The 26,397-nt window shown below is 57.7% G+C and carries 27 protein-coding genes; 21 read left to right on the forward strand and 6 right to left on the reverse strand.

Annotated features, from left to right (window positions below):
- The first annotated feature begins 38 nt into the window (after window positions 1-38).
- The 5 genes from ASE07_RS11855 (at window position 39) to ASE07_RS11870 (ending at window position 3,231) form a co-directional block, all read left to right on the forward strand.
- Window positions 39-1,274 carry a DEAD/DEAH box helicase gene (locus ASE07_RS11855; RefSeq protein WP_082584098.1) on the forward strand — a complete coding sequence of 412 codons (1,236 nt, stop codon included), beginning with the start codon at window positions 39-41 and terminating at the stop codon, window positions 1,272-1,274.
- A 284-nt stretch (window positions 1,275-1,558) separates the two neighbouring features.
- Window positions 1,559-1,786 carry a hypothetical protein gene (locus tag ASE07_RS11860; protein WP_057291038.1) on the forward strand — a complete coding sequence of 76 codons (228 nt, stop codon included), beginning with the start codon at window positions 1,559-1,561 and terminating at the stop codon, window positions 1,784-1,786.
- 248 nt (window positions 1,787-2,034) lie between these two features.
- Window positions 2,035-2,292 carry a hypothetical protein gene (locus ASE07_RS28735; RefSeq protein ID WP_156396553.1) on the forward strand — a complete coding sequence of 86 codons (258 nt, stop codon included), beginning with the start codon at window positions 2,035-2,037 and terminating at the stop codon, window positions 2,290-2,292.
- Window positions 2,293-2,406: 114 nt separating this feature from the next.
- On the forward strand, window positions 2,407-2,718 hold the full coding sequence (locus ASE07_RS11865; RefSeq protein WP_057291071.1) for a DMT family transporter: 312 nt from the start codon (window positions 2,407-2,409) through the stop codon (window positions 2,716-2,718).
- A 195-nt stretch (window positions 2,719-2,913) separates the two neighbouring features.
- The gene (locus ASE07_RS11870; protein ID WP_057291039.1) at window positions 2,914-3,231 is read left to right on the forward strand and encodes a hypothetical protein; all 318 of its coding nucleotides are present in this window, start codon (window positions 2,914-2,916) and stop codon (window positions 3,229-3,231) included.
- Window positions 3,232-3,321: 90 nt separating this feature from the next.
- On the opposite strand, the gene ASE07_RS11875 is transcribed toward ASE07_RS11870, so the two are convergent.
- Complete coding sequence (locus tag ASE07_RS11875) at window positions 3,322-3,918, reverse strand: IMPACT family protein (protein WP_057291040.1); 597 nt, start codon at window positions 3,916-3,918, stop codon at window positions 3,322-3,324.
- 83 nt (window positions 3,919-4,001) lie between these two features.
- On the opposite strand from ASE07_RS11875, the gene ASE07_RS11880 reads away from it, so the two are divergent.
- The 4 genes from ASE07_RS11880 (at window position 4,002) to ASE07_RS11895 (ending at window position 8,621) form a co-directional block, all read left to right on the forward strand.
- Entirely contained in the window at window positions 4,002-4,325 is a 324-nt protein-coding gene (locus ASE07_RS11880; protein WP_162256876.1) for a hypothetical protein, read from the forward strand.
- Between the two features lie 251 nt (window positions 4,326-4,576).
- Window positions 4,577-5,959 carry an FAD-containing oxidoreductase gene (locus ASE07_RS11885; RefSeq protein WP_057291042.1) on the forward strand — a complete coding sequence of 461 codons (1,383 nt, stop codon included), beginning with the start codon at window positions 4,577-4,579 and terminating at the stop codon, window positions 5,957-5,959.
- Between the two features lie 163 nt (window positions 5,960-6,122).
- Complete coding sequence (locus tag ASE07_RS11890) at window positions 6,123-7,067, forward strand: aldo/keto reductase (protein ID WP_057291043.1); 945 nt, start codon at window positions 6,123-6,125, stop codon at window positions 7,065-7,067.
- Between the two features lie 48 nt (window positions 7,068-7,115).
- The gene (locus ASE07_RS11895; protein ID WP_235548439.1) at window positions 7,116-8,621 is read left to right on the forward strand and encodes an NAD-dependent succinate-semialdehyde dehydrogenase; all 1,506 of its coding nucleotides are present in this window, start codon (window positions 7,116-7,118) and stop codon (window positions 8,619-8,621) included.
- Between the two features lie 56 nt (window positions 8,622-8,677).
- On the opposite strand, the gene ASE07_RS11900 is transcribed toward ASE07_RS11895, so the two are convergent.
- Window positions 8,678-9,634, reverse strand: coding sequence for a Gfo/Idh/MocA family protein (locus ASE07_RS11900; RefSeq protein WP_057291073.1), 957 nt, complete (start codon window positions 9,632-9,634; stop codon window positions 8,678-8,680).
- A gap of 449 nt (window positions 9,635-10,083) precedes the next feature.
- Window positions 10,084-10,221, reverse strand: a complete 138-nt coding sequence (locus ASE07_RS28740; RefSeq protein WP_156396557.1) for a hypothetical protein — start codon at window positions 10,219-10,221, stop codon at window positions 10,084-10,086.
- Between the two features lie 38 nt (window positions 10,222-10,259).
- On the opposite strand from ASE07_RS28740, the gene ASE07_RS11905 reads away from it, so the two are divergent.
- The 3 genes from ASE07_RS11905 (at window position 10,260) to ASE07_RS11915 (ending at window position 13,645) form a co-directional block, all read left to right on the forward strand.
- Entirely contained in the window at window positions 10,260-11,699 is a 1,440-nt protein-coding gene (locus ASE07_RS11905; RefSeq protein WP_057291074.1) for an NAD-dependent succinate-semialdehyde dehydrogenase, read from the forward strand.
- Between the two features lie 268 nt (window positions 11,700-11,967).
- Window positions 11,968-12,882 (forward strand): cytochrome b/b6 domain-containing protein, encoded by a 915-nt coding sequence (locus ASE07_RS11910; RefSeq protein ID WP_235548440.1) that lies wholly within the window; start codon window positions 11,968-11,970, stop codon window positions 12,880-12,882.
- The gene (locus ASE07_RS11915; protein WP_200960924.1) at window positions 12,869-13,645 is read left to right on the forward strand and encodes a molybdopterin-binding protein; all 777 of its coding nucleotides are present in this window, start codon (window positions 12,869-12,871) and stop codon (window positions 13,643-13,645) included. The genes ASE07_RS11910 and ASE07_RS11915 overlap by 14 nt, the downstream gene beginning before the upstream one ends.
- A gap of 19 nt (window positions 13,646-13,664) precedes the next feature.
- Here ASE07_RS11915 and ASE07_RS11920 read toward each other — a convergent pair whose 3' ends face one another.
- Window positions 13,665-14,408 carry an FprA family A-type flavoprotein gene (locus ASE07_RS11920; protein WP_057291045.1) on the reverse strand — a complete coding sequence of 248 codons (744 nt, stop codon included), beginning with the start codon at window positions 14,406-14,408 and terminating at the stop codon, window positions 13,665-13,667.
- A gap of 394 nt (window positions 14,409-14,802) precedes the next feature.
- Window positions 14,803-15,567, reverse strand: coding sequence for an SDR family oxidoreductase (locus tag ASE07_RS11925; RefSeq protein ID WP_057291076.1), 765 nt, complete (start codon window positions 15,565-15,567; stop codon window positions 14,803-14,805).
- Window positions 15,568-15,959: 392 nt separating this feature from the next.
- Between ASE07_RS11925 and ASE07_RS11930 the strand changes: the two genes are divergently transcribed.
- The 5 genes from ASE07_RS11930 (at window position 15,960) to ASE07_RS11950 (ending at window position 20,725) form a co-directional block, all read left to right on the forward strand.
- Entirely contained in the window at window positions 15,960-17,255 is a 1,296-nt protein-coding gene (locus ASE07_RS11930; RefSeq protein ID WP_235548441.1) for an ABC transporter substrate-binding protein, read from the forward strand.
- A 142-nt stretch (window positions 17,256-17,397) separates the two neighbouring features.
- Window positions 17,398-18,252 (forward strand): branched-chain amino acid ABC transporter permease, encoded by an 855-nt coding sequence (locus ASE07_RS11935; RefSeq protein ID WP_057291078.1) that lies wholly within the window; start codon window positions 17,398-17,400, stop codon window positions 18,250-18,252.
- A 25-nt stretch (window positions 18,253-18,277) separates the two neighbouring features.
- Window positions 18,278-19,297, forward strand: coding sequence for a branched-chain amino acid ABC transporter permease (locus tag ASE07_RS11940; protein WP_082584099.1), 1,020 nt, complete (start codon window positions 18,278-18,280; stop codon window positions 19,295-19,297).
- Complete coding sequence (locus ASE07_RS11945) at window positions 19,294-20,028, forward strand: ABC transporter ATP-binding protein (RefSeq protein WP_057291046.1); 735 nt, start codon at window positions 19,294-19,296, stop codon at window positions 20,026-20,028. Before ASE07_RS11940 ends, ASE07_RS11945 begins: the two co-directional genes overlap by 4 nt.
- A complete protein-coding gene (locus ASE07_RS11950; RefSeq protein ID WP_057291047.1) occupies window positions 20,018-20,725 on the forward strand; it encodes an ABC transporter ATP-binding protein in 708 nt (235 codons plus the stop codon). The genes ASE07_RS11945 and ASE07_RS11950 overlap by 11 nt, the downstream gene beginning before the upstream one ends.
- Window positions 20,726-20,730: 5 nt before the next feature.
- Here the strand turns inward: ASE07_RS11950 and ASE07_RS11955 are convergent, their stop codons facing one another.
- Window positions 20,731-22,128 carry an amidase family protein gene (locus tag ASE07_RS11955; RefSeq protein ID WP_057291048.1) on the reverse strand — a complete coding sequence of 466 codons (1,398 nt, stop codon included), beginning with the start codon at window positions 22,126-22,128 and terminating at the stop codon, window positions 20,731-20,733.
- Between the two features lie 578 nt (window positions 22,129-22,706).
- On the opposite strand from ASE07_RS11955, the gene ASE07_RS11960 reads away from it, so the two are divergent.
- The 4 genes from ASE07_RS11960 (at window position 22,707) to ASE07_RS11975 (ending at window position 26,291) form a co-directional block, all read left to right on the forward strand.
- Window positions 22,707-23,441 (forward strand): hypothetical protein, encoded by a 735-nt coding sequence (locus ASE07_RS11960; protein WP_057291049.1) that lies wholly within the window; start codon window positions 22,707-22,709, stop codon window positions 23,439-23,441.
- A 71-nt stretch (window positions 23,442-23,512) separates the two neighbouring features.
- Window positions 23,513-23,845, forward strand: coding sequence for a GYD domain-containing protein (locus ASE07_RS11965; RefSeq protein ID WP_057291050.1), 333 nt, complete (start codon window positions 23,513-23,515; stop codon window positions 23,843-23,845).
- Between the two features lie 371 nt (window positions 23,846-24,216).
- A complete protein-coding gene (locus tag ASE07_RS11970; RefSeq protein WP_057291051.1) occupies window positions 24,217-25,623 on the forward strand; it encodes a selenium-binding protein SBP56-related protein in 1,407 nt (468 codons plus the stop codon).
- A complete protein-coding gene (locus ASE07_RS11975; protein WP_235548442.1) occupies window positions 25,587-26,291 on the forward strand; it encodes a hypothetical protein in 705 nt (234 codons plus the stop codon). Before ASE07_RS11970 ends, ASE07_RS11975 begins: the two co-directional genes overlap by 37 nt.
- Window positions 26,292-26,397: the final 106 nt, after the last annotated feature.

Consider the following 26,397-nt stretch of genomic DNA (forward strand, 5'->3'; position numbering starts at 1 on the left):
CCTGTATTTTTTAATTTTTTGCAAGCCAACTTTTTCTGATGACATTTGCTTCCCTTGGCCTGATCGACCCACTCCTGCGTGCGCTGGACGCCTTGCACTATACGCAGCCAACTCCGGTACAAACCAACGCCATACCCGCCATTCTTGCCGGCCGTGACGTGATGGCTGCGGCGCAGACAGGCACCGGGAAAACAGCCGGCTTCGCATTGCCGCTGCTGCAAAAACTCAGCATGGAAGGCGCACCCGTTGCCAGTAATTCAATACGCTCGCTCATCCTCGTGCCGACGCGCGAACTCGCTGAACAGGTACACGAAAGCATTCGTGCCTACGGCAAGAACCTGCCGCTGCGCACCCATGTTGCCTACGGCGGCGTGAGTATCAATCCGCAAATGATGAAGTTGCGCAAAGGACTGGACGTCCTGGTCGCGACGCCGGGTCGGCTGCTCGACCTCTATCAGAAAAACGCCGTGCGCTTCAACCAGTTGCAAATCCTGGTTCTGGATGAGGCGGATCGCATGCTCGATCTTGGCTTCTCCAGGGAAATCGATGCAGTGCTCGCTGCCTTGCCCGCCCGCAGGCAGACCTTACTGTTCTCGGCAACTTTTTCGGAGGCGATCCGTGCGCTTGCCGCAAGATTGCTCGTCGATCCGCTCAGCATCGATGCCGGAAAGCGCAATACGACCGCGAAGGCAGTCAAACAATGGATTGTTCCTGTCGACAAGAAACGCAAGACCGAACTGTTTTGCCACCTGCTGAAAAAGAAGGCATGGACTCAGGTACTGGTTTTTGTAAAAACCCGCAGGGGTGTGGAAGAACTGGTCGAAGTCCTTGCTGCCCGCGGCGTCAGCGCTGACTCGATCCACGGCGACAAACCGCAGCCGGCGCGCTTGCGCGCTCTCGAACGCTTCAAACGTGCGGAAGTACAAATCCTGGTGGCGACGGACGTTGCCGCACGCGGACTGGACATCGACGATTTGCCGCAAGTCGTCAACTTCGATTTGCCGATCGTTGCCGAGGACTATGTGCACCGTATCGGCCGCACTGGTCGTGCGGGCGCAACGGGTGAAGCGATTTCATTAGTGTGCGCGGACGAAGTGCAATTACTGTCCGCGATAGAGACGCTGACACAACAGCTCTTGCCACGATTTGAGGAGGCTGGCTTTGAGCCAGATCATCGTGTTCCACTGACGGACGCGCGCGGCCAGGTAGTAAAAAAACCGAAGAAACCCAAAAAACCGAAAACTGGCAAACCCGCCTTGCCTGCCAAGGCGTGAACAGGATTGCGCTCTACGGCATTATCGGATTCTCCCACGTCGTCCGCTACCTCACCAGGGCTGCACCGACATTACGCTGTCCTTGTAGAGATTACATTCACTGACCTTGACATGGCCTGCACCGTGTAAAAACCACTGCGCCCCCGGGCCGCAGCCTGACGACGTTTGCGGCAGATCTAGGCCTGGCTAGCGAGATCGGCACAGCGTTTGCTAATGAAGGACTATGTCCGTGAATAGCACGGCTAACGAGAACGTGCTCTCTCATTTTATTTCGGAGAAAAAATATGGCTCAAGACAAAGTCGCAATCGAAGCAGTCAACGCAGTAAGCAAGCTCTTGCAAAGAATGCCCGATGCTACCGCCAAGGCGGATGCGCTCGGCGTATTGATGATGACCAATTACAACCTGCTACGCGATGTAGAGGGAGACGACTTTGTTCGCGCCTGGCTGCAGACAGCCTTGCGCGATTTGGAGGAGAACCCGCCGGTATTTGGCGTCGAAACCAGGCACTAAGTCCGGCATTGCGGCTGCAGCGATTGTCGCCCATTCCACGCATCGTCCGGGTCTGTCCTGCTTCCAGCTATTGTTCCGACAGTTGCGCAGCCTTATAGGCTCGTGCCTACGCAATACCGCAAACGCATTGACTGACGAAGTGCCCGGCGCAAATGTCGAATCATTTTTACTATCGACGTCAACGCTATGGCGAATACACCGGCACACCGGCCACAAGGTGCCCCCTCTTCAATGTCACACGATAAATCATGCGAGAGATTTTTACACCGGACGCACCATATATTCCCGCAGGGGCGCAAGCCTTTCTGCCCGCCTGTGAATGGGTGCTCCCGGCATCCGCGAATTCTCGTCGCAATGCCTTCACCGTTCGAAAAGCTTTGCCAGCAGGCATGCCTGACTGCCTTGAAGTGAATATCCTCTACCTCGACAACGGCATAGAACGCTGTACCGCTGCGATCTATTCGGGGCACGCCTATGTCGTTCATTACGAATTCAAGGCGCGTTGACGCACAACCGGGCATGACGGAAATAGTGACTGGGGGATGTGCCTTCAGTGCCTTCAGTATGCAAATGTACATAACTATAAAAAGGACAGACAGAGAGTGAATAACGCATGGATCATGCTGGCTCTGGCCATCGTCGCGGAAGTGGTCGCAACGAGTTCAATGAAGCTATCCAGTGGCTTCACGCGTTTCTGGCCTTCCCTGGCTACCGTATTCGGTTACGCCATATCGCTGTATCTTCTTTCACAAATCCTGAAAACGCTGGAAGTAGGCATCGTTTATGCAATATGGAGCGGTGTCGGTCTCGCGTCCGTTGCGTTGATTGGTGTTATTTGGTTTGGCGAAACGGTCACCGTAATCAAACTCGCTGGTTTGTTTGCCATCCTGGTGGGCGTAGTGTTGCTGAATCTCGCAGCTAAAGCATCCTGATTTATCTTTTGACATCAGATTCAGCAGGCGGGCAGGGAAATAATTTTCAATTGACAAGAAATCGCGGTTCGACCTGATGGTATAGCGAGACTTCTTCGTTTTTTCCGAAGAAAGCCAACTGAATTCTTCGCTTCTATCCATGTGGCGACACGGGTAGGATAATGACTTTCAATGTTTAAGTGCTGGAGCGCAAAAATGCCTGAACATACCGAATGGGAAATCGTCGATACCCCGTCCGCACCGAATGGTCGCAAATCGTTTCGACAAATGATGCAATCGGTACTAGGACGCCGTTGGCGGTGGAAGGTCGCCGGTGTCGGCACTCTCGCGGTGATATCGCTGACGTTGTTTGCCATGCTGACCGGGGTGGTCATTCTTTTCATGACGCTTTTTGGACTTCTGTCGGTGGGTGTGGCGAAGCTCATGCAGTGGATGAGCGGCCATCATGCAGGGACACATGCCAGCGTGCCGAGCACGCATGGCAATCCATGGCAAGATTCGCGGCGCCGCTGATGATGATCTAAAAGGTATCCGGGCGAAGGCGCAGACCGTCACCGTGGTGCTGTACCTGTGCAGCGCCACACGCTCAACTCGGCGCCTGCGCTATGGAACCAACGATGGAAACCTGATGCGACCCTGCGTCAGGTCACGCAGCGCAGCGCGGGCGGCATCGAGCGCACCCGCTGGCAAATGCACCAGCAGTCTTACAACTGAGCTGTGGCTACTTTCTGCGAGGATGTAAGCTTGCTGCTCTACCCAACGCCGCACACGCGCTTCGTCCGCGTAATCAATCTCTATCTGCAAATTGACCAGCGCAACGCGTTCTATGCGTTCCGCATTTTTCAAGGCCGCCGCTACGGCATCGGTGTAAGCCCGCACCAGCCCACCCGCCCCCAGCTTCACGCCGCCGTAGTACCGGACTACTGTTGCCAGCACGCCGTCGAGTTCATGATGGCGCAACACTTCCAGCATCGGTCGACCGGCGGTCCCGGACGGCTCGCCATCGTCCGACATCCCTGATTGTCCTCCCGCCATCAATGCCCAGCAAACGTGCGAAGCCGCCCGGTGCTGCGCACGCAATCCGTCAATAATGCGCATCGCCGAGACACGATCGGCAACTGGCACCACGAGGGCAATGAATCTGCTCTTTCGGATGTCGAGTTCCGCATTGACCGCTGCGGCAAGGGAATACGTGGGCACGTTGAGGAATGCGCGGGATGAATGGTGGAAGGAAAGGGAAAGCGTGTTGGCAAGTGTATCAGCGTTGTCGTCCGGCCTTCCAGATGCTGCCGGCCATCACTGCCTCACCGCGTCCACGCTGTTTTCATATGCAGGCGAGCATTCCGCGTTTCGGCATTTCTGACAGGATAAAAAAAAGCCCGCAGACCTTGCGGCTGCGGGCTAATCCAATTCAAGAAGAGTTGGAGGAGACAGGTGCAATGGTAAGCAGCCATCGCCATGCTGTCTGCTTTTTATCTGTGATAGCAGATATATCGCCGCGTAATATCAGGCAACGGGGATCCGGCATTAAACATCAGACAGTGCGAAATGATGGCGTCAATGCCGCCGCGCCAGGCTTTCAGCCGCAGTGCATGGACTGGGCCTGATGCATGCGACAGTAGACAGTAAGTCGATGCCGTCGACTGCTGGAACAACACTTTGGCGGGTCACTCTATGAACGTCGGGCAAACGCAAAGCGCACTTTGGTGTAGTCTCAACACGTTGTGCACCACCGTCACATCACTCTCAGGCAAGCTTTCCATCGATAAGCAGGCTTTGACAAGCATACCGCGAGTGCACTACCGCAGCAGCCAACCAACGTCATGCCAGGCATGACGACTTTGAACAGGGGCTTGCCATGAACGAACAATTCGACGCCATCGTGATCGGTACCGGGCAGGCCGGCCCTTCTCTGGCGGTACGTCTCGCGCAGTCCGGAAAAAAGACTGCAATCATCGAACGCAACTTGTATGGCGGCACCTGCGTCAACGTGGGCTGCACGCCGACCAAGACGCTGGTCGCCAGCGCGCGTGCCGCCCATATGGCTAGGCATGCCGAGGCCTACGGGGTGATGATCGACGGCACGCCGCGCGTTGACATGGCGCGCGTCAAGGCGCGCATGGATGCCGTCGTCAGGCAATCCAGCGACGGTGTGCGCAAGTGGCTGCATACCACGCCGGGCCTGACGGTGATTGAAGGCCATGCCCGCTTTGTCTCGAACCATGCGGTCACCGTAAATAGCGCAACGCTGGAAGCGCCACAGATCTTCATCAACGCAGGCGGTCGGGCCGCCATTCCCGACATCCCGGGTTTGACGCAGGCCGGTTATCTCACGAGTTCGACCATCCTGGAACTCGACCATCTGCCCGAACATCTTCTGATCATCGGCGGCAGTTATATCGGGCTGGAGTTCGCGCAGATGTACCGCCGTTTCGGCAGTGCGGTCACGGTATTCGAAGCCGGTCCGCACCTCATCGGCCGCGAAGAGGCGGAGGTGTCGCTAGCCGTACAGCAGATTCTCGAAGGCGAAGGGATCCGGTTCCACTTCAACGCCAGCAAGATGCGCATTTCCGGTGCCGGAAACGTGAGGACCCTGCATGCCGAATGCGACAGCTCACCGGTCGACAGCAGCGGCTCGCATGTGCTGATCGGCGCCGGCCGTATGCCGAATACCGATGATCTCGGATTGGAGCAGACAGACATCGTGACTGACAAGCGCGGCTACATCGTTGTCGATGACCGGCTTGCCACCAATGTGCCCGGCATCTTTGCGTTGGGCGATGTCAACGGCCGTGGCGCCTTCACCCATACGGCCTATAACGATTACGAAATCCTTGCTGCCAATCTGCTCGACGATGATCCGCGCAGGCTAAGCGACCGCATCCCGGTCTATGCTTTATATACCGATCCCCCACTGGCGCGGATAGGCATGGATGAAAAGGAAGCACGCGCATCCGGCAAAAGAATTCTGAAAGGGAAGATGATGATGTCCCGCGTCGCACGAGCGCGGGAACGCGGCGAGACAGATGGCTTCATGCAGGTGCTGGTCGACGCCGACACGAAAAAGATCCTCGGCGCAACGCTGCTCGGAATCGAGGCCGATGAAGTAATCCATTTGCTGCTGGACGTCATGTATGCCGGCGCGCCCTACACAGTGATACAACGCGCCATGCATATTCATCCGACGGTGGCGGAACTGATTCCAACCTTGCTTGGCGATCTAAAGCCGCTGGAAGCCTAGGCGCGGCCGTGCTTCCGTACCTCATGCAACAGCAGTTCCGGGCGTGATTTCCATCCCGCATCTACCTACGCGCACCCGGCATGCCGCAGGCTTTTTCGATTAGCCGTACACTGACCGCTGATCGTCTAACCGCAACCAGCCCAACCTATGAAAGGATGTTTCCATGATGCGCAACATCGGCTCTTCCGATATCGCAGTCGCGCCACTGGCATTTGGTGGCAATGTTTTCGGCTGGACAGCCGATGAAGCAACTTCTTTTTCGTTGCTCGATCATTTTGTCGCTTCGGGCATGAACCTGATTGATACCGCCGACGTGTACTCGGTCTGGGTACCGGGACATACCGGCGGCGAGTCCGAAACCATCATCGGCAAGTGGCTCAAGCGCAGCGGTAAGCGTGATCGCGTCGTCATTGCAACGAAAGTCGGCATGGAAATGGCGCCCGACAGAAAGGGCTTGCGCAAGGCATATATCCAGCAAGCGGTAGAGGATTCGCTGCGCCGCCTGCAGACAGACTACATTGACCTCTACCAGTCCCACAGCGATGATGCGAACACGCCGCTGGAGGAAACGCTGGGAGCGTACGCAAACCTGGTGAGGCAAGGCAAGGTAAGGATCATCGGCGCGTCCAACTACAGTGCTGCGCGGCTGGAGCAGGCCCTCGAAGTCAGCCGCCAGCACAAGCTTCCGATGTATCAAAGCCTGCAGCCGCATTACAACCTGGCCGAACGCAACGAATTCGAAAGCACGCTGGAGCCGGCCTGTCTTGCGCATGGCATTGGCGTCATCCCTTACTACAGCCTTGCCAGCGGCTTCCTGACCGGCAAATACCGCTCGAAGGAAGATCTCGGCAAAAGCGTGCGAGGCAAAGGCGTTAGCAAATATCTTGACGAGCGCGGCATGCGCATCCTCGCAGCACTCGATGATGTGGCGCGCGATACGCGTTCAACGCCTGCACAGGTGGCCCTGGCATGGCTTATCGCGCGCCCCAGTATTACTGCCCCGATCGCCAGCGCCACCAGCATTGCCCAGCTCGACGAGCTGATCGGGGCCACCAGGTTGCAGCTCGACCCGGCCATGATCGATCGTCTGACAAAGGCATCGACCTAAGGACTGACTACCTCGCCTGTGATCCATGCTGCGAGTTCCGGGGTATAAATGTCGATGTATGTCATCGACATTTACGCTCTGGAACTTGCAGCAAGGGGTGTAGTCGTATCGGAACCCATGCTTCTGGCGAAGGACGACAACATGCAAAGCATCAATCCGCATTCGGGACAGGTAGTCCGCTCCTACGATCCGCAAGACGATGCGGAAGTCGACCGTCTGCTCAGTGCGGCGGAAACGGCGTTTCATGATTGGAAAAAGAGCTCGTTCACTGACCGCGCGCAGTTGATGAAGACAGCCGGTGCCACGCTACGCGACCGCAAGGAGCAGCTTGCGGAACTCATGGCCGATGAAATGGGCAAGGTCATGCGGGACGGCATCGCGGAGATTGAAAAATGCGCGGGCTGCTGCGACTACTACGCCGATAACGCGCAGCGCTTTCTTGCCAGTCATGCGGTGCCAACCGATGCCGAAGATAGTTATATCGCCTTTGATCCGCTCGGACCGGTGCTGGCGATCATGCCCTGGAATTTTCCGTTCTGGCAGATTTTCCGCTTCGCTGCGCCGGCACTGATGGCCGGCAATGTCGGCGTGCTCAAGCATGCTTCCAATGTGTCCGGTTGTGCGCTCGCCATCCAGGACATTTTCAAAACCGCCGGTTTTCCCGCGCATGCGTTCACCTCGCTGCTCATTGAAAGCGCGCGTGTCGAGCGCGTGATCCGCCATCCGGCGATCAAGGCCGTGACGCTGACCGGCAGCACGCCGGCCGGCCGCTCGGTTGCCACGACAGCGGGCTCCGAACTGAAGAAGACAGTGCTCGAACTTGGCGGCAGCGATGCCTATGTGGTGCTTGATGATGCGGACCTGGACGCTGCGGTCGACATCTGTGTGAAGAGCCGTCTGATCAATGCCGGTCAGAGCTGCATCGCGGCCAAGCGCTTCATCGTGGCAAAGTCCTTGCGTACGCAATTCGAGAAGGCATATGCGGAGCGCTTCGAAAAAATTCGTTATGGCAATCCGCGCGACGAAAATTCCAACATCGGCCCGATGGCTCGCGTTGACTTGCGTGACGAAATTCATCGGCAGGTGGAGGAAAGCATACGGCAAGGTGCGCGCCTGCTTACCGGTGGAAAAATTCCGGCCGGCGAAGGCGCCTACTATCCGCCGACGGTGCTGACCGACGTCATGCCGGGCATGGTCGCATTTGATGAAGAAATTTTTGGCCCGGTCGCGGCAATTATTGAAGCAAGCAACGAAGACCATGCCATCGAACTGGCGAATCAGTCGCCCTTCGGTTTGGGTGCGGCGCTATTTACGCGGGACAAGGAGCGGGCAAACCGGCTTGCGCGCCGTATCGAAGCAGGTAGCGTGTTCATCAACGCATTCGTGAAGTCCGATGTACGCCTGCCATTTGGCGGCGTCAAGCAGTCGGGCTACGGACGGGAGCTGTCGTGGTTCGGCATTCAGGAGTTCGTCAACGTCAAGACGATCTACCACGCCAGGATAGAAGCTGCGACTGGCGCCGCGTCAAAGGCATCAGGCGGCGCGCTCGAGTAATACCAATCCCTGCCTGCACCATCCCGGTAATTTACGGAATGCGGCTTGTTCAACGCTTATTCTATGTACTCAGGCGCAACGATGCGCTTGCCGACAAGGAAGGCATCGGCAACGATGCGCAACGGCGAGAAATCGGCGTCTGATTTCCCATTGCGCACCAACTCGGCAAAGTGGGCATACAGGCCGGGATATTCGGTTTCCTTTTCCTGCAGGACGAGCTTGCCGTCGATCTCCAATCGCGTACCGCCCATGTGCAGTGCCAACTTTTCAGCTTTCGTCGATTCGACGAAAATACTCCAGGTCTGTTCGTTTTCCTGCAGGAAGTCGTAATCGGCGCGTACGCTCACACCGGTGTCAGTCATCATGTCCATGCCAACCTGTATCGGCGCATCGCAATTGACGGGAATATGCAGGTCGGCTTTCTGCACAAAGACCGTGTCACTGAGGATGCGCGTCAGGATGGAAAGTGAATTGATGCCCGGGTCGAACACACCCATCCCGCCAGGTGCAAAGATCCAGGTCTGGCCCGGATGCCACTGCCGCACATTTTCCTTCCAGACGATCTGTACGCTCCGGAGACTGCGCTGCGCGATCCAGTCCCGCGTGGCTTCCACCGCCGGTGCAAAGCGCGAATGCCAGCTGGCGAGCAGCGAGATACCCCTCGCTTCCGCGAGGCGCCTGATGGCTTCGGCTTCGCCCAGCGTTGCAGCTGGCGGCTTTTCCAGGAATACATGCTTGCCGGCGTCGATGGCTTCCTTCGCGATCGCATGGCGGACCTGTGGTGGCGTACAGATGGCTACGGCTTCTATTTCAGGATGGGCCTGCAACATCTCCGTCATGCTTTTGTAAGCCCGGACACCTTCGGGACGCGCATGCGGCGAGCATCCGGCCACGAGTTCCAGGTGGGGGTTGGCGTTAATCGCCGGAATATGCTGATCGATAGCGATCTTGCCCAAACCAACCAGGCCGATGGAAAGCGGTTTGCTGTTATTCCTGCTTGACGAGTTGGTCATATCCTTGTGCCTGTTCTTGCATGCGCCGATGCGTCGGCCTGTATGGAAAAATATGGCAATAACACCTCGCGTATGGCGCAGGCGCAATAGTTCGATGTGCCGCTGCATGCGGCATGGTGCCGATCATAGCAGCCGATCTTGCGATGCTCTTTCCATCCCTTTTGCAAGTTTGAAGAAGCGCAAAGGGCAAGAAAGACACGGCAAAGTATTTTCCCGGCAGCAGGACTTTTGTGAGGATGAATATGTCACGAAAAATTGCTGAGGAAAATTGCTTTTCACTGCACCTATCAGAACGTTAACCATGCTTTCGGTTCAACCTTGCCGAGCCGCTCGGCAAGCATGCGCTTCGCTCACGTACAGCGATTATCTGCAATGCGATTTCAAGGGTTTATGCACTGCAAGGCGTTGTTGTACGTCGTGTGCCCGTCACTGATAAACTACGGGAACCGTCAAAGCGGTACCCCGACAAGCAAGGCGTTGATGCAGGCAATCGCTTTCTCCCTGAGCAACGCCACACCATTTGATCGCGTCCATGTATCCGGCAGCTCGCGCAGGCCTGCCAGATCCTGCGCGGCAGCTTGATCCACTGATTCGCTCGTCCTGCGTTGGCCAAAGTGAGTACAACATGACTTATCCAAACACCCAGCTCTTTATCAACGGCCAGTGGCAAGATGCCGCCGATGGCCGCACGCTTGCTGTTCATAATCCCGCTACTGGCCAGGAAATCGGCCGCGTCGCGCATGCCAGCCGCGCCGACCTGGACAAGGCGCTGGAAGCGGCGCAAAAGGGTTTTGAAACCTGGCGCGACATGACACCGGCTGAACGCAGCAAAATCATGCGCAAGGCTGCCGGCTTCATGCGCGAACGCGCCGAAAACATTGGCCGCGTACTGACGCAGGAGCAAGGCAAGCCGCTGATCGAAGCCAAGGGGGAAGCGTTGGCTGCGGCAGACATCATCGAGTGGTTCGCGGAAGAAGGCTTCCGCGTGTATGGCCGTATCGTGCCGTCGCGTAACAACCTGGCCATCCGCCAGATGGTGCTGAAGGATCCGGTCGGCCCGGTGGCTGCGTTTACGCCATGGAATTTCCCGATCAACCAGGTGGTACGCAAGGTCGGCGCCGCCCTCGCCGCAGGCTGCTCGATGCTGGTCAAGGCGCCGGAAGAAACACCGGCCGGCCCGGCGGCATTGATCCAGGCTTTCGTCGACGCCGGCATTCCGCCCGGTGTGCTGGGCCTGGTCTACGGTAACCCGGCCGAGATTTCGAGCTACCTGATCGCACATCCCGTCATCCGCAAGATTACCTTTACCGGGTCCACGCCAGTGGGCAAGCAGCTCGCCGCGCTGGCAGGCCAGCACATGAAGCGTGTGACGATGGAACTGGGGGGGCATGCGCCGGTCATCGTTGCCGAAGACGCCGATATCGCGCTCGCGGTGAAGTCCGCCGGCGCCGCCAAATTCCGCAACGCCGGACAGGTTTGCATCTCTCCGACACGCTTCCTGGTGCATGAAAGCATTCGCGGCGAGTTCGAGCAAGCGCTCGTCAAGCATGCGCAAGGTTTGAAGGTTGGCGATGGCTTGACCGAAGGCACACAGATGGGACCGCTGGCCAATCCACGCCGCCTGACCGCCATGGCAGAATTCACCAAGGATGCGGTCGAGCGCGGCGCCAGGGTGCTTGCCGGCGGCGAGCGCATCGGTGACGGCGGCAACTTCTGGCAGCCGACCATCCTGGCCGATGTGCCGCTGGAAGCGAAAGTGTTCAACGACGAACCGTTTGGCCCGATGGCCGCGATCCGTAGCTTCAACACCCTGGAAGAAGCGATCGCCGAATCCAACCGCCTGCCTTATGGCCTGGCCGGCTACGCGTTTACCCGTTCACTCAAGAATGCCGATCTGCTGGCCCGCAAGGTGGAAGTCGGCATGCTGTGGGTGAACATGCCTGCCTTGCCATCGGCCGAAATGCCGTTCGGCGGACTCAAGGATTCCGGCTATGGTTCCGAGGGTGGTCCGGAGGCAGTGGACGCGTACCTGAACGTGCGCGCTGTTGCGGTGATGAACGTTTAAAGCGATGTAAATAAATGGCAGAAATGGCAGGCAGGCTTTGTGGAGCCTCGCCTGCCCTGCTAACAACCGCCATTCAAATTACTTTGGGGGCGGTAATCCGGCATACCCCATGTTCATGGGCGAGCCGCTGTAGTGGAGGGTTGCTGGCAATCAGTGCGCCACTATGGCGAAGGCAGGAACGTCGCTGACGTGTGGCCAGTCGATATGTGTTGATGCCGTACCCTGGTACTGCTGGTACAGATTGCTGTTCATGTATTCGTCAACTATAGTGAGCTCACCCGGGCGCCGGGTGTTTTCTCGTGACGAGGTCGCCGTGCAGGAAGCAGCTCCCCTCTCGATGCCGCGGTTGCACAGGGATACCCTTTATTACCGCCATCGCCTGCCAGTGCGTCTGATGCATTGGATCAACGTCCTGTGCCTCATCGTCCTGTTCATGAGCGGCCTGTCCATCTTTAACGCGCATCCGGCGCTTTACTGGGGGGATTCGTCCTACAGCGGTCGTCCTGCCATCCTGCAGATCACCTCAGTCGACATCGATTCTGCGCCAAAAGGTGTCGTCCGTATTGGAGGTTATCAGATCGATACCACGGGTGTCCTGGGCGTCAGTACTGGCCGTGACGGCACGCCAAGCAGATATGCCTTTCCGTCATGGATGACGCTCCCCGGATATTATTCATTGGCATATGCACGGCAGTGGCATTTCTTCTTCGCATGGCTGTTCGTTTTCAATGGCGTGGCATTCCTCGCGTACAGTATCTGGAGCGGTCATCTTGTACGTGATCTTGCACCCGGCAAACAGGAGCTGAGAGGAATCGGCGAATCGGTCAAGGATCATCTCCGTTTCCGGCATCCGCATGGCGAAGCGGCAAAGCATTACAACGTGCTTCAGAAGCTGGCTTATCTCACTGTCATTTTCATCCTGCTTCCGCTTATCGCACTGATGGGAATGGCAATGTCGCCGATGCTCGACAGTGCCATCACTGGCTGGGTCGACTGGTTCGGCGGGCGGCAATCCGCGCGCACCATTCATTTCATCATCGCATGGCTGCTGGTCGCGTTTGTACTGATTCACGTTTTTGAAGTGGTTGTCAGCGGCTTGTGGAACCATCTTCGCTCAATGATTACCGGCTACTACGACACCGGCCCCGAACCAGCCTCTGGAGCGCGCCGTGAAATCACATAAATCGGGCAGGCGTGCATTTCTGCACCGTTCCGTGCAAGCCTTGGGGCTGCTGGGAATTGTCGGGTGCGACCGCCTCAGTCAAAATGAATCGTTTCAAAAACTACTCTCCACCGGAGAAACATTAAGCCGCGTGGCGCACAAAACATTATTGCCACGCAAGGCAATGGCACAGGAATTCGGCGAACGTGATCTGTCGCCGTCCTTCCGCAGCAACGGAACAAGCAATCCAGAGAATCCCGTCTATCAAGCCTTGGCCGCAAACGGTTTTCAGGGATGGAAGTTAACCGTAGACGGCATGGTGGAAAAACCACTTCAACTGTCGATAGCCCAGCTGCGCGGGATGCCGAGGCGCACCCAGATTACACGCCACGACTGCGTGGAAGGTTGGAGCGCCATTGGACAATGGACCGGCGTACCCCTTGCCCATGTTCTCGATGCCGCGCACGTGCATCCGGATGCACGCTTCGTCGTCTTCCATTGCGCCGATCCCATGGATGGTCCGGGATCGGCACATTATTATGAAAGCATCGACTTCGATGACGCCTTTCATCCTCAGACTATCCTCGCTTACGAATTGAACGGCCGTGAATTGCCGATCGCAAATGGCGCTCCACTACGTCTGCGGGTTGAACGCCAGCTTGGTTACAAGCATGCCAAATATCTCAGCCGCATTGAACTGGTTGACAGCCTGCGCAATATTCGGGGCGGAAAAGGCGGCTACTGGGAAGATGGGCATGGCTATCAGTGGTACGCCGGTATCTGACAAATCCCTTCAGATCAAATCAAGATGGCTGTGATGAGTCGCTAACGAGTCGTTCACCGAGAGCGCGCAACAGGTTTGCTCCATCTCCCTTCCACGCACTCCCATGCATGCACGCTAAGGTGTCGGGTAATTCGGATGCCAGCTTTTCCATCAATTGGCGGGTATTTGTTGAATGCGAAAAATAATCCAGTGGCTGTCGAAACGCCTCGCTTGTCTCCAGAATGTCCTCCTCGGTCAGGGCACGTGCGCCGATGCCGCCTTGGGTGAAGAGGTCTCCACAGAACATCGTTTTGGTTCCGGTATCCATCAGATAACCTGTTTCCCAGCCATGAGGCAAATGCGGTGCATCAAGCCACTTTACCGAATGCTTCCCCAATGTAAGCTCTTCGCCGTCGGCCATTGCACGGGCTGGCCGGTCCGCAATATCATTCACTGACACCATTGCTGCAATCCGACTGCACAACGGTACAGAATCAGGTGCAACAGCAAGCCACTCATTCAGAGAACCACATTCATCCGCTTCGAAATGTGACAGTGCAACGAACCGCAGACGGCTGACAGGAATGACGCTTTCAACGGCTTCGCGAACCAAAGGAAACATCTTCCTTGGCCCTGTATGAAAAAGAAGGGGCTGGTCATCCAGAATCAGATATTGATTGAATGAGAACCCGCCGGGTACGATGTCCACCGGCGTATTAATACGATATATGCCGTCAGCGATCTCATGAACATTCGTGCCGGTAGATGCATTGGTAGTGGCCATATCAACCTCCAGGCAAAGTAGCTAAAGGAGAGGGTGAGACAGGTGTAGAGACAGGTGTAGAGACAGGTGTAGAGACATGGGAAGGCTTAGCGATTTGCAGCCCGACAGTTTATGTCGGGCTGCAAATCGCTAAGCCTTCAAATATGGTCTTCTCACCAAATCTGGTCGGCTTGATGCACCGCAAAGAACAGCGGCTACGGACAATAAGAACTCGAGCGCCGCCAGATGCAGACAGTCTCAATCCGTTCAATGGAAAGCCGGCATTGCCGCTTTTCCGGTACGAACGATCGAGCAAAAAACGCTGCGAACAAGGGCTGCCTGCGCGACAACTTTCGGCGCAGGCAGCTTCGTTCAAACAGCTTTTGCGTACTTCCTGAGCTTCTGTATTGCGCGCTCAGGCGCGCTTGATATCCGACGCCCCAAGGAATATCCGATTCCACGTCGGACTGATCGTAATTTCGTTAATGCATGCATGTGAGGGCATCTCTGCGATGAACCGGATGGTGCGACCGAGATCTTCCGGCTGCAGCATCTTCGCGCGTTCTTCGGGCGAAGGCGGTATCGGCCGTTTGTCCATGATCGGCGTTGCGACTTCTGCGGGACACACAGCACATGCACGAATACCGTTGATGCATTCCTCCTGATTCAAGTGCTCGGTCATGGCCACCACCCCATGCTTGGCTGCGTTGTAAGCAGGTCCGGTCATATAGGTATCGTACTTGCCGGCCCAGGATGAAATATTGATGATCAGGCCTGATTTGTGTTCACGCATGGACGGAAGCACCGCTGAAATACAATAGAAGCTGCCGTCAAGATTGACACGAATGACTTCATTCCAGCCGCGGGCATCCTGATTCTTCCAGAATCGGTTCGGTACATTCAGACCGGCACTGTTGATCAGGATATCGATGCGGCCATGCCGGTCCAGGATGGCTTGGCTTGCCTGCCGTACTGACTCGGAATCGGTGACATCAAGGACCTCGAATTCTGCCTTCCCGCCATTGGCAACGATGGCTTCGGCTTCGGCTTTAAGCAGTTCGGGGCGACGCCCCGACATCACCACCGTCGCGCCTGCTTCAGCCAAGGCCTGTGCACCGGCCAACCCGATTCCCGACCCTGCGCCAGTAATCCAGGCGATGCTGCCTTGAAGAACCGTCATATTTGTCTCCTCGAAATCAGTTTCAACATTGTTATAGGAATGGACGATCAAGCATTGCGTCGCCGAAGCTTCCCGCTACGCGCTGCCTTTTACTACGGCGCATGCTATAGGCCGTGACATTGATTTAAAACAAACTTAGTCATCACCGGGCCATCCAATAATAGGAACTGCCAGGCTAAACATTGTCTGTGCAGCATGCGGATGCAACTTTAATCAAACTCTCGGAAGCGACTACCATGATACATTGGTAAGGCCACTTTGCATGTCGCGTGTTTTCCAGTTGGCCAGTTCGCAGAGCGGCGAAGAATGAGGTTGCGTTACTTCGGGATGCCATGACGGCGATCGAAGCTTGTCACGGCTTTCAATATATAAATATAGAAGGAGTGAGACAAATGACCGATTCTTTGTGGGCCGGCGCGCCCTGCCTTGCGATGCGCGCTTTCCGCTTATCCCGTGTTTCGCGCATTCCGATTGTGATGAACATCCGCATGGCCGTGGTCGCCGTTGCGGCCAGTCTGACGCTGGCAGGCGTTCCTGCGATCGCTCAGGATAAACCGATCAAGATCGGCGTTCCGACTGCCGTGCAACTACAGGTCGGACGCGACACGCAGGAAGCGATCAAGATGGCGATGGATGAGATCAACGCCAAGGGCGGCATTCTTGGCCGCAAGCTGGAGATGGTGGTTGCGGATGAGACCGAAAATCCGGAGACCGGTATCAGTGCGATCAAGAAATTGACCGCCGATGAAAAAGCCGATGTACTGATCGGCGGCTACACCAGCGGCGTGACCCTGGCCCAGTTACCACATATCTCGCAGGCCAAGACCATCTACCTCGGCATAGGCGCCGCGTCACCTTCCATCACCGCAAAGGTGAAGCAGGACTACGAGAATTACAAGTACATATTCCGCACCGGCCCGATCAATGCGGCACATCAGGCAAGAGGTGTGGTCGACTTCATTTCCGGCATGCTGATCGGCGAATTGGGTTTCAAGAAGATCGCCATCGTTGGCGAGAACGCCAAATGGGTCCAGGACTTGGTGCCGGTACTCAAGAAGGGGGCGAGCGAAGTCGGCGCGGACATCAAGCTCACCGAATTCTTCGACACCAGCACATCGGACTTTTCGCCGCTTCTGTCGAAAGTGCGCGCTAGCGGGGCACAGTATCTGATCGTCATTCTCTCCCATGCTTCGAGCGACACATTTGCCAAGCAATGGCATGATGCGCGCGTCCCGATTCCCTACGGCGGCATCGACGTCAAATCGCAGGACGGCGACTTCTTCGACCGCGTCGGCGGCAAGTCGATCAGCGAGATCGCGGCAAACTTCGCCGTCCGCGCTCCACTGACGCCCAAGACCGTTCCATTCTTCGACGAGTTCAAGAAGCGTACCGGCCGCGTGCCGGTATATACCGCGTTCGGCGCCTATGACTCGGTTTACGCTTATGCGCAAGCAGTGGAACGCGCGAAAAGCTTCGATACCGATGCCGTTATCAAGGCGCTCGAAAAAACGTCGATGCCCGGCATTGCTGGCACACTGGAATATGACGAGTCTCATGACGTCAAGGCGGGCGGAAAATATATGAACCTGCTGTTCGCGCAGTGGCAGGACAAGGGCAACCGCGTGGTCATGTGGCCCAAGGAATTGCGGACCGGGAAAATGATCATGCCTCCGTGGATGAAGCAATAAGGTCGCAGTGATGCCGGGCATAAGCCCGGCGCCGGATACCGATTCCCGCATTTTCAGTTTGCCCTATTGTTTCCGGAATGGATTTCCATGCATTCCGATTTGCGCCGGCGTGCCAATGGCTGCTCCGGCCCAGGAGACGTCCTTGTCAGAAATTCTTATATTTGGCGCGGTTACCGGTTCGATCTATGCGATGCTCGCGGTCGGCTTCACGCTTATCTTCGGGGTCGCCCGCATACTCAATCTTGCGCATGGATCGTTCTACGCGCTCGGCGCCTATGGCACCTATGCGCTGACTTCGATCGCCGGACTGCCGCTCTGGCAGGCCGCCGCGTTATCAGTGTTCGCAGTGGCGATATTCGGTGTGCTCGTCGAACGCATCCTGATCCGCCCGATGCGAAAGTCGCAGCTGGCAGTACTGATGATTTCTCTGGCCGTGGCATTGATCGTCGAGCAAATGCTTTTCCTGGTTTTCGGCTCCGAATACCGCAACGTCCCCTCGTTCATCGACGACAAATTTACGATTGCGGGCGTGGATATCGCCGGGCAGCGGCTTCTGACGCTGGCGGTTGGCGCGGTGGCCATTGGTGCGCTGTATCTTTTCATCCAGACGTCCAGGCTGGGGAGCGCGATCCTCGCCATTTCGCAAGACCCTGAAGCGGCGCAATACATGGGCATCCCCGCTGATCGGGTGTTTTCCCTGGTGATGGCGCTATCGGCTGCGCTGGCAGCTTTGGCGGGCATCATGGCCGGGCCCTTTCTTTCGGTGAATCCGTCGATGCACCTGCTGCCCCTCGTCAAAGCGTTCGCCATCGTCGTGGTGGGCGGGCTCGGCTCGATCCCCGGGAGCATTCTGGCGGCATTCATGCTCGGCTATGCCGAGACGCTGGTCGCCTACCTGGTATCGACATCGTGGACGGAGATCGTATCGGTGCTGGCAACACTGCTCATGCTGGTGCTGCGTCCCGCCGGCATGTTCGGCAGGCGCGCCGCATTCTAGACCCTTGGCCAACATCGGGAGACATATGAGAAACAAGACGATTGATCTGACCGGCGCGGGCTTCATGCTTGCGCTGCTCGCCGTGCTTCCCTTGATCTTCGGAAGCGGGTATCTGATCGGGGTGCTCACGGTCGCGGCGATATACGGAATCTGGGCGGTAAGCTGGGACTTCATGTCGGGCTTGACGGGGCGCGAGAACTTCGGCCATTCGCTGTTCATCGGCGTCGGCGCCTATGCCGCGGGCTTCCTGAATACGTCTTTCGGATTGGGGCCATGGTGGAGCCTGCCTGCGGCAATGGTCGTGGCGGTACTGTTTGCCCTCGTCATGGGATTCCCGACGCTGCGGCTCAAAGGACCGTATTTTGCGCTGGCAATGTTGTCCGGCGCCGTCATCATGCAGCGCCTGATGCTGATTTTCTGGGAACACACCGGCGGCGAGGAGGGCATCACTGGCATTGAGCCGCTGCTGCGTTCACCGCTGCATTTCTACTGGCTGGTGCTGGCGACGCTGGCGCTCGTGACCTTGCTGCTGCTAGCTATGGCTCGCTCGAACTGGGGGCTGATTCTTCGCGCAATCCGGGGCGACGAAGCAACCTGTCTTGCCGCGGGCATCAATGTCACGTTCTACAAGATAGCGTCGCTCGCGATCAGCGCTGCGTTTGCCGGGCTTGGCGGCGCCTTGTATGCACACTACCAGTTGCAGGTCAGCCCTCAACTGTTTGCCGTGGTAACGTCGATTACCGTCATCACGATGGTCTACGTCGGAGGCATGACGTCGATCTACGGCGCAGTCGGCGGCGCGCTTCTGCTGACGTTGATGACCGAGTTGCTGCGGGACTTCGGCGAATGGAGATTGATGATTTACAGCCTGGTGCTGATCGCCATTTTGTTCTTCCTGCCGAACGGGTTCGTTGCACCTGCCTGGACATGGTTGCGCAACCGTCTCGCCGGCGGGGAGGCGCCCGAGCGCAAGCGTGCATCCGGAGCCCTTGCTTCCGATCGCCGTGATATCGGCAGTACAGCGTCAGGGAGGGAGACGGCATGAGTCTGCTCATGGTGAAAAACCTGGACAAACGATTCGGCGGCCTGCATGCCGTCAAGAATGTCAGCATCAATGTTGAGCAGGGTGAAATCGTCGGCATCCTGGGGCCAAACGGCGCCGGCAAGACCACCTTGTACAACCTGCTCACCGGTTTCATCCCTGCCGACAGCGGCGAGATCCGCTTGAATGGCCGTTCACTGCGCGGCCTCGCGCCGCATAAGATCGTGGGGTTGGGAATGGCACGCACGTTTCAGCTCTGCCGGCCTTTCGTTGGTATGTCGGTGCTGGAGAATGTGCGTGTCGGAAGCCTCGGGCCGCGCGTCCCCGCCGGCGATCTCGACAGCCGGGCGCGTGGACTGCTTGCCGATGTAGGACTGAAGGGTAAGGAAGATGTCCCGGCGGAGCAGTTATCCTACGGCGACCAGCGCCGACTGGAGATCGCACGTGCGCTTGCCACTGAACCGCTTATTCTGCTGCTCGACGAACCTTTTGCGGGTCTGGGCTCGGCAGAGATCGCGGAACTGTCGGCATTGATACGCCGCCTGCATTCGCAAAAGGGGCTGACCATCCTGCTCATCGAGCACAAGCTGCGCGAATTCATGAAACTTGTCGCCCGCGTGGTGGCGATCGATTTCGGCGCGGTGATCGCGACCGGCACGCCGGAGGAGATCGTCGCCCATCCGGGCGTTATCGAAGCCTATATCGGACGGCAGGAGGCTGAACATGCTGCTTGAAATCGAACATCTGTCCGCCTCCTACGGCAAGGCGCTGGCGCTGGAAGATGCGACATTGAACGTTGGTGACGGCGAGATGATTGCGGTACTCGGCCCCAACGGTGCCGGCAAGACAACTCTTCTCAAGGCCATTTCACGCGCCATTGCCGCCCAGGGCAGACTGAGCTTCAATGGCGACTCGCTGCATGACTTGCCGGCGCATGCGGTGGTCGGCCGCGGGATCTGCCATTGTCCGGAGGGGCGCCGCCTGTTCTCGGAGTTATCGGTCCGGAAGAACCTGATGCTTGGCGCTTATCTACGCAAGGACCGCGACGCGATCGCCCGCGACTACGAGCGCGTGGTCGGACTGTTCCCCATTCTGCGCGAGCGTGCCTCGCAGATCGTGAGTACCCTGTCCGGTGGCCAGCAGCAGATGGTCGCCATCGGCCGCGCGCTGATGGGCGCCCCCAAACTGTTGCTGCTCGACGAACCCTCGGTAGGTATTGCACACCGCCTCAAGATGGAGATCTTCGGCGCGATCAAATCCATCCGCGACAGCGGCGTCGCCATCCTGATGGCGGAGCAGGACGCGCAGTCGGCGCTTCGCATTGCTGATCGCGTCTATGTACTGGAGCATGGACGGGTGGTGCAGTGCGGGACCGCGACTGAAATGGCCAGCAACGACCGCATCCGTCAGATTTACCTTGGGGTTGAATAACCCGATCAGGCCGGATCGACCGGTGCGGGCGGTACGCCACCCCGCTCGATCGACTCGCCGGCAAGCAGGCATAAATCTTCTCGGTAACGGTCTGCAACGAGCTGGACGCCAACCGGAGCCGTGCCCGCCATGCCGGTGGAAACCGTTAATCCCGGCAAGCCGAGGAAAGGCAGGCCGATCTGTGTCATTTGCGCGGCCCACACGCGAGCGTAGGAAGCGTCCCCTTGCAGGTCAAGCCCGTCGGGAAAAGGTAGTTCGGCCGATACCGGAAGCAGCAGTACCGGATAGTCAGCCAGAAATTGCCGCCATTGACGCAAGAGTGTCGCCCTGCGCGTGAACGCATGCGAGAACGAGGACAGATCGAGCGATTTCGCTCTCGCCTTATGCCCGGCAAGCGCGGTCAGCGCACCGGGGTCGTTTTCCCTGATGGCGGCGGCTTCCATGGCATCGAAGCCGTCCCCAAGCCACAGGACGATCTGAAGATCGGCCGCCTCTTTCATCGGTGGAGTATTGTCAATCTCATCGACGCGCCAGCCGTCCTCCCTGAGCCGCTGCGCCGCCTCAACCAACGCCGACTCGACTTCAGGCCGTGTCTGCAGACCATCGGGCCGTAGGCAAAGCGCTGCGACACGCGGCGCTGCGGGACCTTGCAAAGGCGCCGGCACCCACCACGGATCCCGCAGGTCAGGCGCCGCCATCGCGGCAAGGCCGAGCCGCACATCCTGAATGGTGCGGCCGATCGGGCCGGAGACCGCCGTAAGCTGAGGCCCTATCGCCCGTTCGGGTAACGACGCGTTATAGGCGGGCACCCGTCCGAGCGTCGGCCGCAGTCCGTGCACGCCGCAAGCGTACGCGGGATACCGGATCGATCCGGCGATATCCGTGCCGTGTGCAAGGTGTCCGATTCCTGCTGCCACCGCAGCCGCCGCGCCGCCGGACGACCCGCCAGGCGTCAGTGCGGGATCGCGCGGATTGCGCGTGTTCCCGTGCAATAGATTGCTCGTGAACCAGCGGTAGCTGAACGCAGGTGTATTGGTCCGTCCCAGTATGATCGCGCCCGCCTTGCCTAGATTGTCCACGACCGGGCTGTTCGATTGCGCAATCAGATCGCGCTGCAGTGCGACGCCATTGGTGGTCGCGTAGCCTGCCTGATCCACATTGACCTTTACGGTTACCGGAACGCCGGCGAGCACGCCCAGAACTTCGCCGCGCGAGATGGCGGCGTCGATGCGTTCAGCCTGCGCCAGCACCTCCTCCGGCCGGTATTCCACCACAGCATTGATCGAGGGGTTGACCGCAGCCAGTCGTTCCAGTGCAGCCTGCGCGGCCTCACGCGCCGAAATCTCTTTTGTCTGGACTTTTGCGGCCAACTCCGAAGCCGACAGGCGCCATATGCTAGACATGTTTTCCTCCGCTCTGGTTATGCGAATTATGCGAAAACGTTTGTTCGACATCATCGTGGCAGGTTTGCCCGAACCAGGTTTCGCTAGCCTTCGCCGACCGCGCAGGCATATGGCTTCACTGTAACCAGATAACTCGGTTGCCATTTTGAACAAAGGCAAAGTGCCGTCCTTGAACTGGTCCGGAAAAATGTCTAGTCGTTCGCGCCAGCACCTTCAGGCGCCTGTTCGGCCTCCCGGAAATTTAAGTGTTGGCTGTTCTCCGACGGCCGCCCAAAAGTGTTTGGGAACATCCCATACTCAGCCCGGAAAAGCCGTGCCCCGGTCCATTTTCTACGCAATCCCACCAGCAAAAATACCTTGAATATTCAAGTGGTTAACGGCTACTCCCTCGCGCCCGCCCAATATTGGCACGCTTGCTGCAAGTACTTCCAGCAAGTGCAATAACAGACGCATTGGAATGAAAGCAGGCTGCGCTTCCGTCCATGGGATACAGACCGCATTTGAGTTTTTCAGGAAGACAAGTGGCACCTGCGTCGCCATCCTATGGAGCACTTCTACACTTTTAACGGAGAAATCCCATGAGAACCACACGCACCCTGCTTTTTGTGATCGCCCTGCTGCTCAGCCCTTGCTGGGCTCTGGCGCAGTCCGCATCCGCCGTCTCCGGCAACGCCACCCTGACCTACCACAAAACCAGCAACAATCGTCCCCTGGTGCTTCAGTGGAACGTCCAGGGGCGCGGGGACATCTGGATCTTTCCGGCTGGTGGCATCTTCACTTTCAATTTCCACGCAGACCATTTACATCCAGGCGCTCATGTCGGCCCGAATCAGATACACGTTCAGGGTGTCTTGGATACACCCGGGATTTCCGGCGTTCCTGCAGGCCAAGTATTGGCAGGGATCATCTACACGGTGGACGGTGATACGCCGGAGAGCGGTTTGTCGCGTATCTCGGAGAAGATACAAGTTATTAACAAGTCCTCCGTTGATATTCCGTTGGATGTGATCGGCATGGGGTCGAAGCCGGACGACAGTGAGTACGCCGGTCCTCCAGTGACGGATCTGGAATATCCAGCGTTTCAAACCATGATGGGAACAAGCGCACTATTCTCTGAAAAAGGTTCGACCGCAGAAGCGCCCTTTGGACCGCTCACGATCAGTCGGGTAATTACCGTCAGGGGATTCAATCCACAATCCTCGCGCCAGCGTGTGACGGTACGTGCCGGCGAAACCATGACGATTCTTACCGAATTAAGCCTGGTTGCTTTTTCAGCACCGACAACGCCGGCCCCATCGGCGGCCCCCCAGTAACTTAGCGTGATTTGCACTTGACAACGAAAAGACGATGTATCAACACTGAATCATGAGGAAAGGAGGCCACCATGTCCTTGTATCTCACTCGCTTCAGTTATACGGCAGAAACCTGGAGCGCTATGATCGAGCGCCCGGAAGACCGACGGGATATGGCTCGCGTGATCATCGAGTCGGTCGGCGGCAGGCTCCACGGCTTCTGGTACGCCTTTGGCCAGTACGATGGCTATACGCTCTGGGAAGCGCCTGACAATGTCAGGATGGCGTCCGTCGCCCTTGCCCTTTCCTCCCGCGGCGCGATCAAGTCACAGGAAACACATGTCCTTATGACCGTCGAGGAAACCCTTGAAGCCCTGAAGGGAGCAGCACAGGTACCCTATCGCCGCCCAGGTCACAGCAACTAGAGCCTGAGCCGGGACTAGCTTCGAGTCACAAAGTTGCTTCCGGCGGAAAGTGGATAGCAAGCAAAGCGCTGATCAGGGAAGTGGGCTTGTCCACCTAGGAACGGTGCCAATGACCACGCGCTCAATGCAGGCAGTTTACGGACGGATAATGTCGCAGAGGTATCTGCTTCCCGCTCGCAGCTGGGTGACGTGACCTGCCGATAAAGTTTTTCTGATCCCGATCAATGAGGATAAATATCCTGCGTTGACAGTAACCGGCCCCGGCGCGCAGGCTTCAATATGGCTCGGCCAGCCCGGCCGGAAGTCATTCCCTCGTCTCTATCCTCTCGGCTCCCTCGGCATTTCGCACTTCTCTTGCACAAGGAACTATCATGCTGCAAACATTGCGTCCCGATCCCACATTTCATCCATCGGCGCGGTTGGCGATGGAAGCGGAACCTGAACATATTGCCTATACCGTGCTTCTGTCACCGGATCGTTCGCGGCCCGATGCCTTAGCCGTCATCGACGTCAATCCGCAAAGCGGGACTTATGGCTCGGTGGCAAACCAACTCGCGATGCCACACGCCGGCGACGAATTTCATCACTTTGGCTGGAATGCCTGCAGTTCTGCTCTTTCCCCCATGTCGGGCCATGCCTTTCTGCAACGCAGGTATCTCATCATTCCCGGTATCCGCTCGTCACGCGTCTACATTGTCGATACCCAGCCTGATCCGAAAGCCCCTAAACTGGTCAAGACCATTGAACCCGAAGAGATAACGCGCAAGACCGGGTATTCACGTCCCCACACCGTACATTGCGGACCGGAAGGCATATACATCAGCACACTGGGTGGTGCCGGCACGGACGGCACACAGGGACCGCCGGGTGTATTCATCATGGATTGTGAAACTTTTGAAATCCTTGGACGTTGGGAAATTGACCGCGGGCCGCAAAAACTGCACTACGATTTCTGGTGGAATCTGCCACGTGACTATATGGTGTCGAGTGAATGGGGCCTGCCGCCGCAGTTTGAAAACGGCATCGTTGCTGAAGACCTGCTGGCCAACAAATACGGTCACTCGGTGCATTTCTGGAGCCTGCGCGAGCGCAAGCATCTTCAAACTATCGATCTCGGTGCAAATCACCAGATGGCGCTCGAGATTCGCCCGGCACACGATCCCACGCGGGAATACGGCTTTCTTGGCGTAGTCGTCGATACGACCAATCTGGAAGGATCAATCTGGACCTGGTATCGTGAAAATGGCAAATTCCAGATCAGGAAGACTGCTACGATTTCGCCCGAACCGGCTGACGCGGGGCAACTTCCGACACTGCTGAAAGGCTTTGGCGCGGTGCCGCCGCTGATCAGTGACATCGACCTTTCTCTTGATGACCGCTTCCTGTATGTCGCGTGCTGGGGGACCGGCGAACTGCGGCAATATGACGTAACCGACCCGATGAAACCGGCGCTGGCAGGCAGCGTGCGCATCGGCGGCATCGCGCAGCATGCAAAGCACCCGAACGGTCGGCCATACGGCGGCGGCCCGCAGATGACTGAAATCAGTCGGGATGGCAAGCGCGTGTATTTCACCAACTCGCTCTACAGCAGTTGGGATACGCAGTTTTATCCGGACGGTGTGCCGGGCGTGCAACTGATGTGCAATGTCGGCGAGAGCGGTGGCATCGAACTCGATCCATCGTTTTATGTTGACTTTGGGCCCCATTACGCCGCGCACCAGATCCGCCTTCAAGGCGGTGATTGCTCAACCGATTCGTTCTGCTATCCCTCAGTTTGAACACCACTGCGCTCTGGCTCATCGTTGTTGTGCTTGGTCTCTATCATGGCATCAACCCGGCAATGGGATGGCCGCTAGCGGTCGCCAATGGCATGGCGAACCAGCGCGCCAGTTCCGTCTTTACGACCCTGCTGCCATTGGGCGGTGGGCATTTCATGGCGATGGCCATCGTGCTGGTGCCGTTCGCCTGGCTCAGCTGGTATGTAGAATGGAGCCGTGCCATCCGCATCGGCGCCGGCATGGTCGTGCTGCTGTTTGGCGCTTTCAAACTGATCAACCGGCGCCACCCGCGCCTGCTGGCGCGCATTCCCCCGACCCGGCTTGCATGGTGGTCGTTCTTGATGGCTACCGCGCATGGAGCAGGATTGATGCTGGTGCCGTTCATGCTAGGCCTTTGTGTGACGCCGGCACCCGGCACGAAAGCGGATGCCGTGACGATGGGCCATACCGCCGTGATGACTTATATGGCGCGATCGGATCTAGGTACTGCAGTGCTGGTGGCAACGGTGCACACCCTCGCGTCCATTCTGGCCGGCACAGGCGTCGCATGGGTTGTATATCGCTATCTCGGCTTGCGCTTCCTGCGGCGTGCCTGGCTTAACCTTGACCTGGTATGGGGCGCAAGTCTGGTCCTTGCCGGAGCAACCGGAATCGGGCTCGCGATGTGACAGCATCGGCGAATATCATGTTCCGACGCCCTTCGACCGGAATGAACAAAGCTGCCACTATCCTCGCATCGTAGTACGGCGTAGGTATGCGCGCATCGTTGATGCC

It is taken from the genome of Noviherbaspirillum sp. Root189, assembly GCF_001428545.1.
Classification (GTDB): Bacteria; Pseudomonadota; Gammaproteobacteria; order Burkholderiales; family Burkholderiaceae_D; genus Noviherbaspirillum.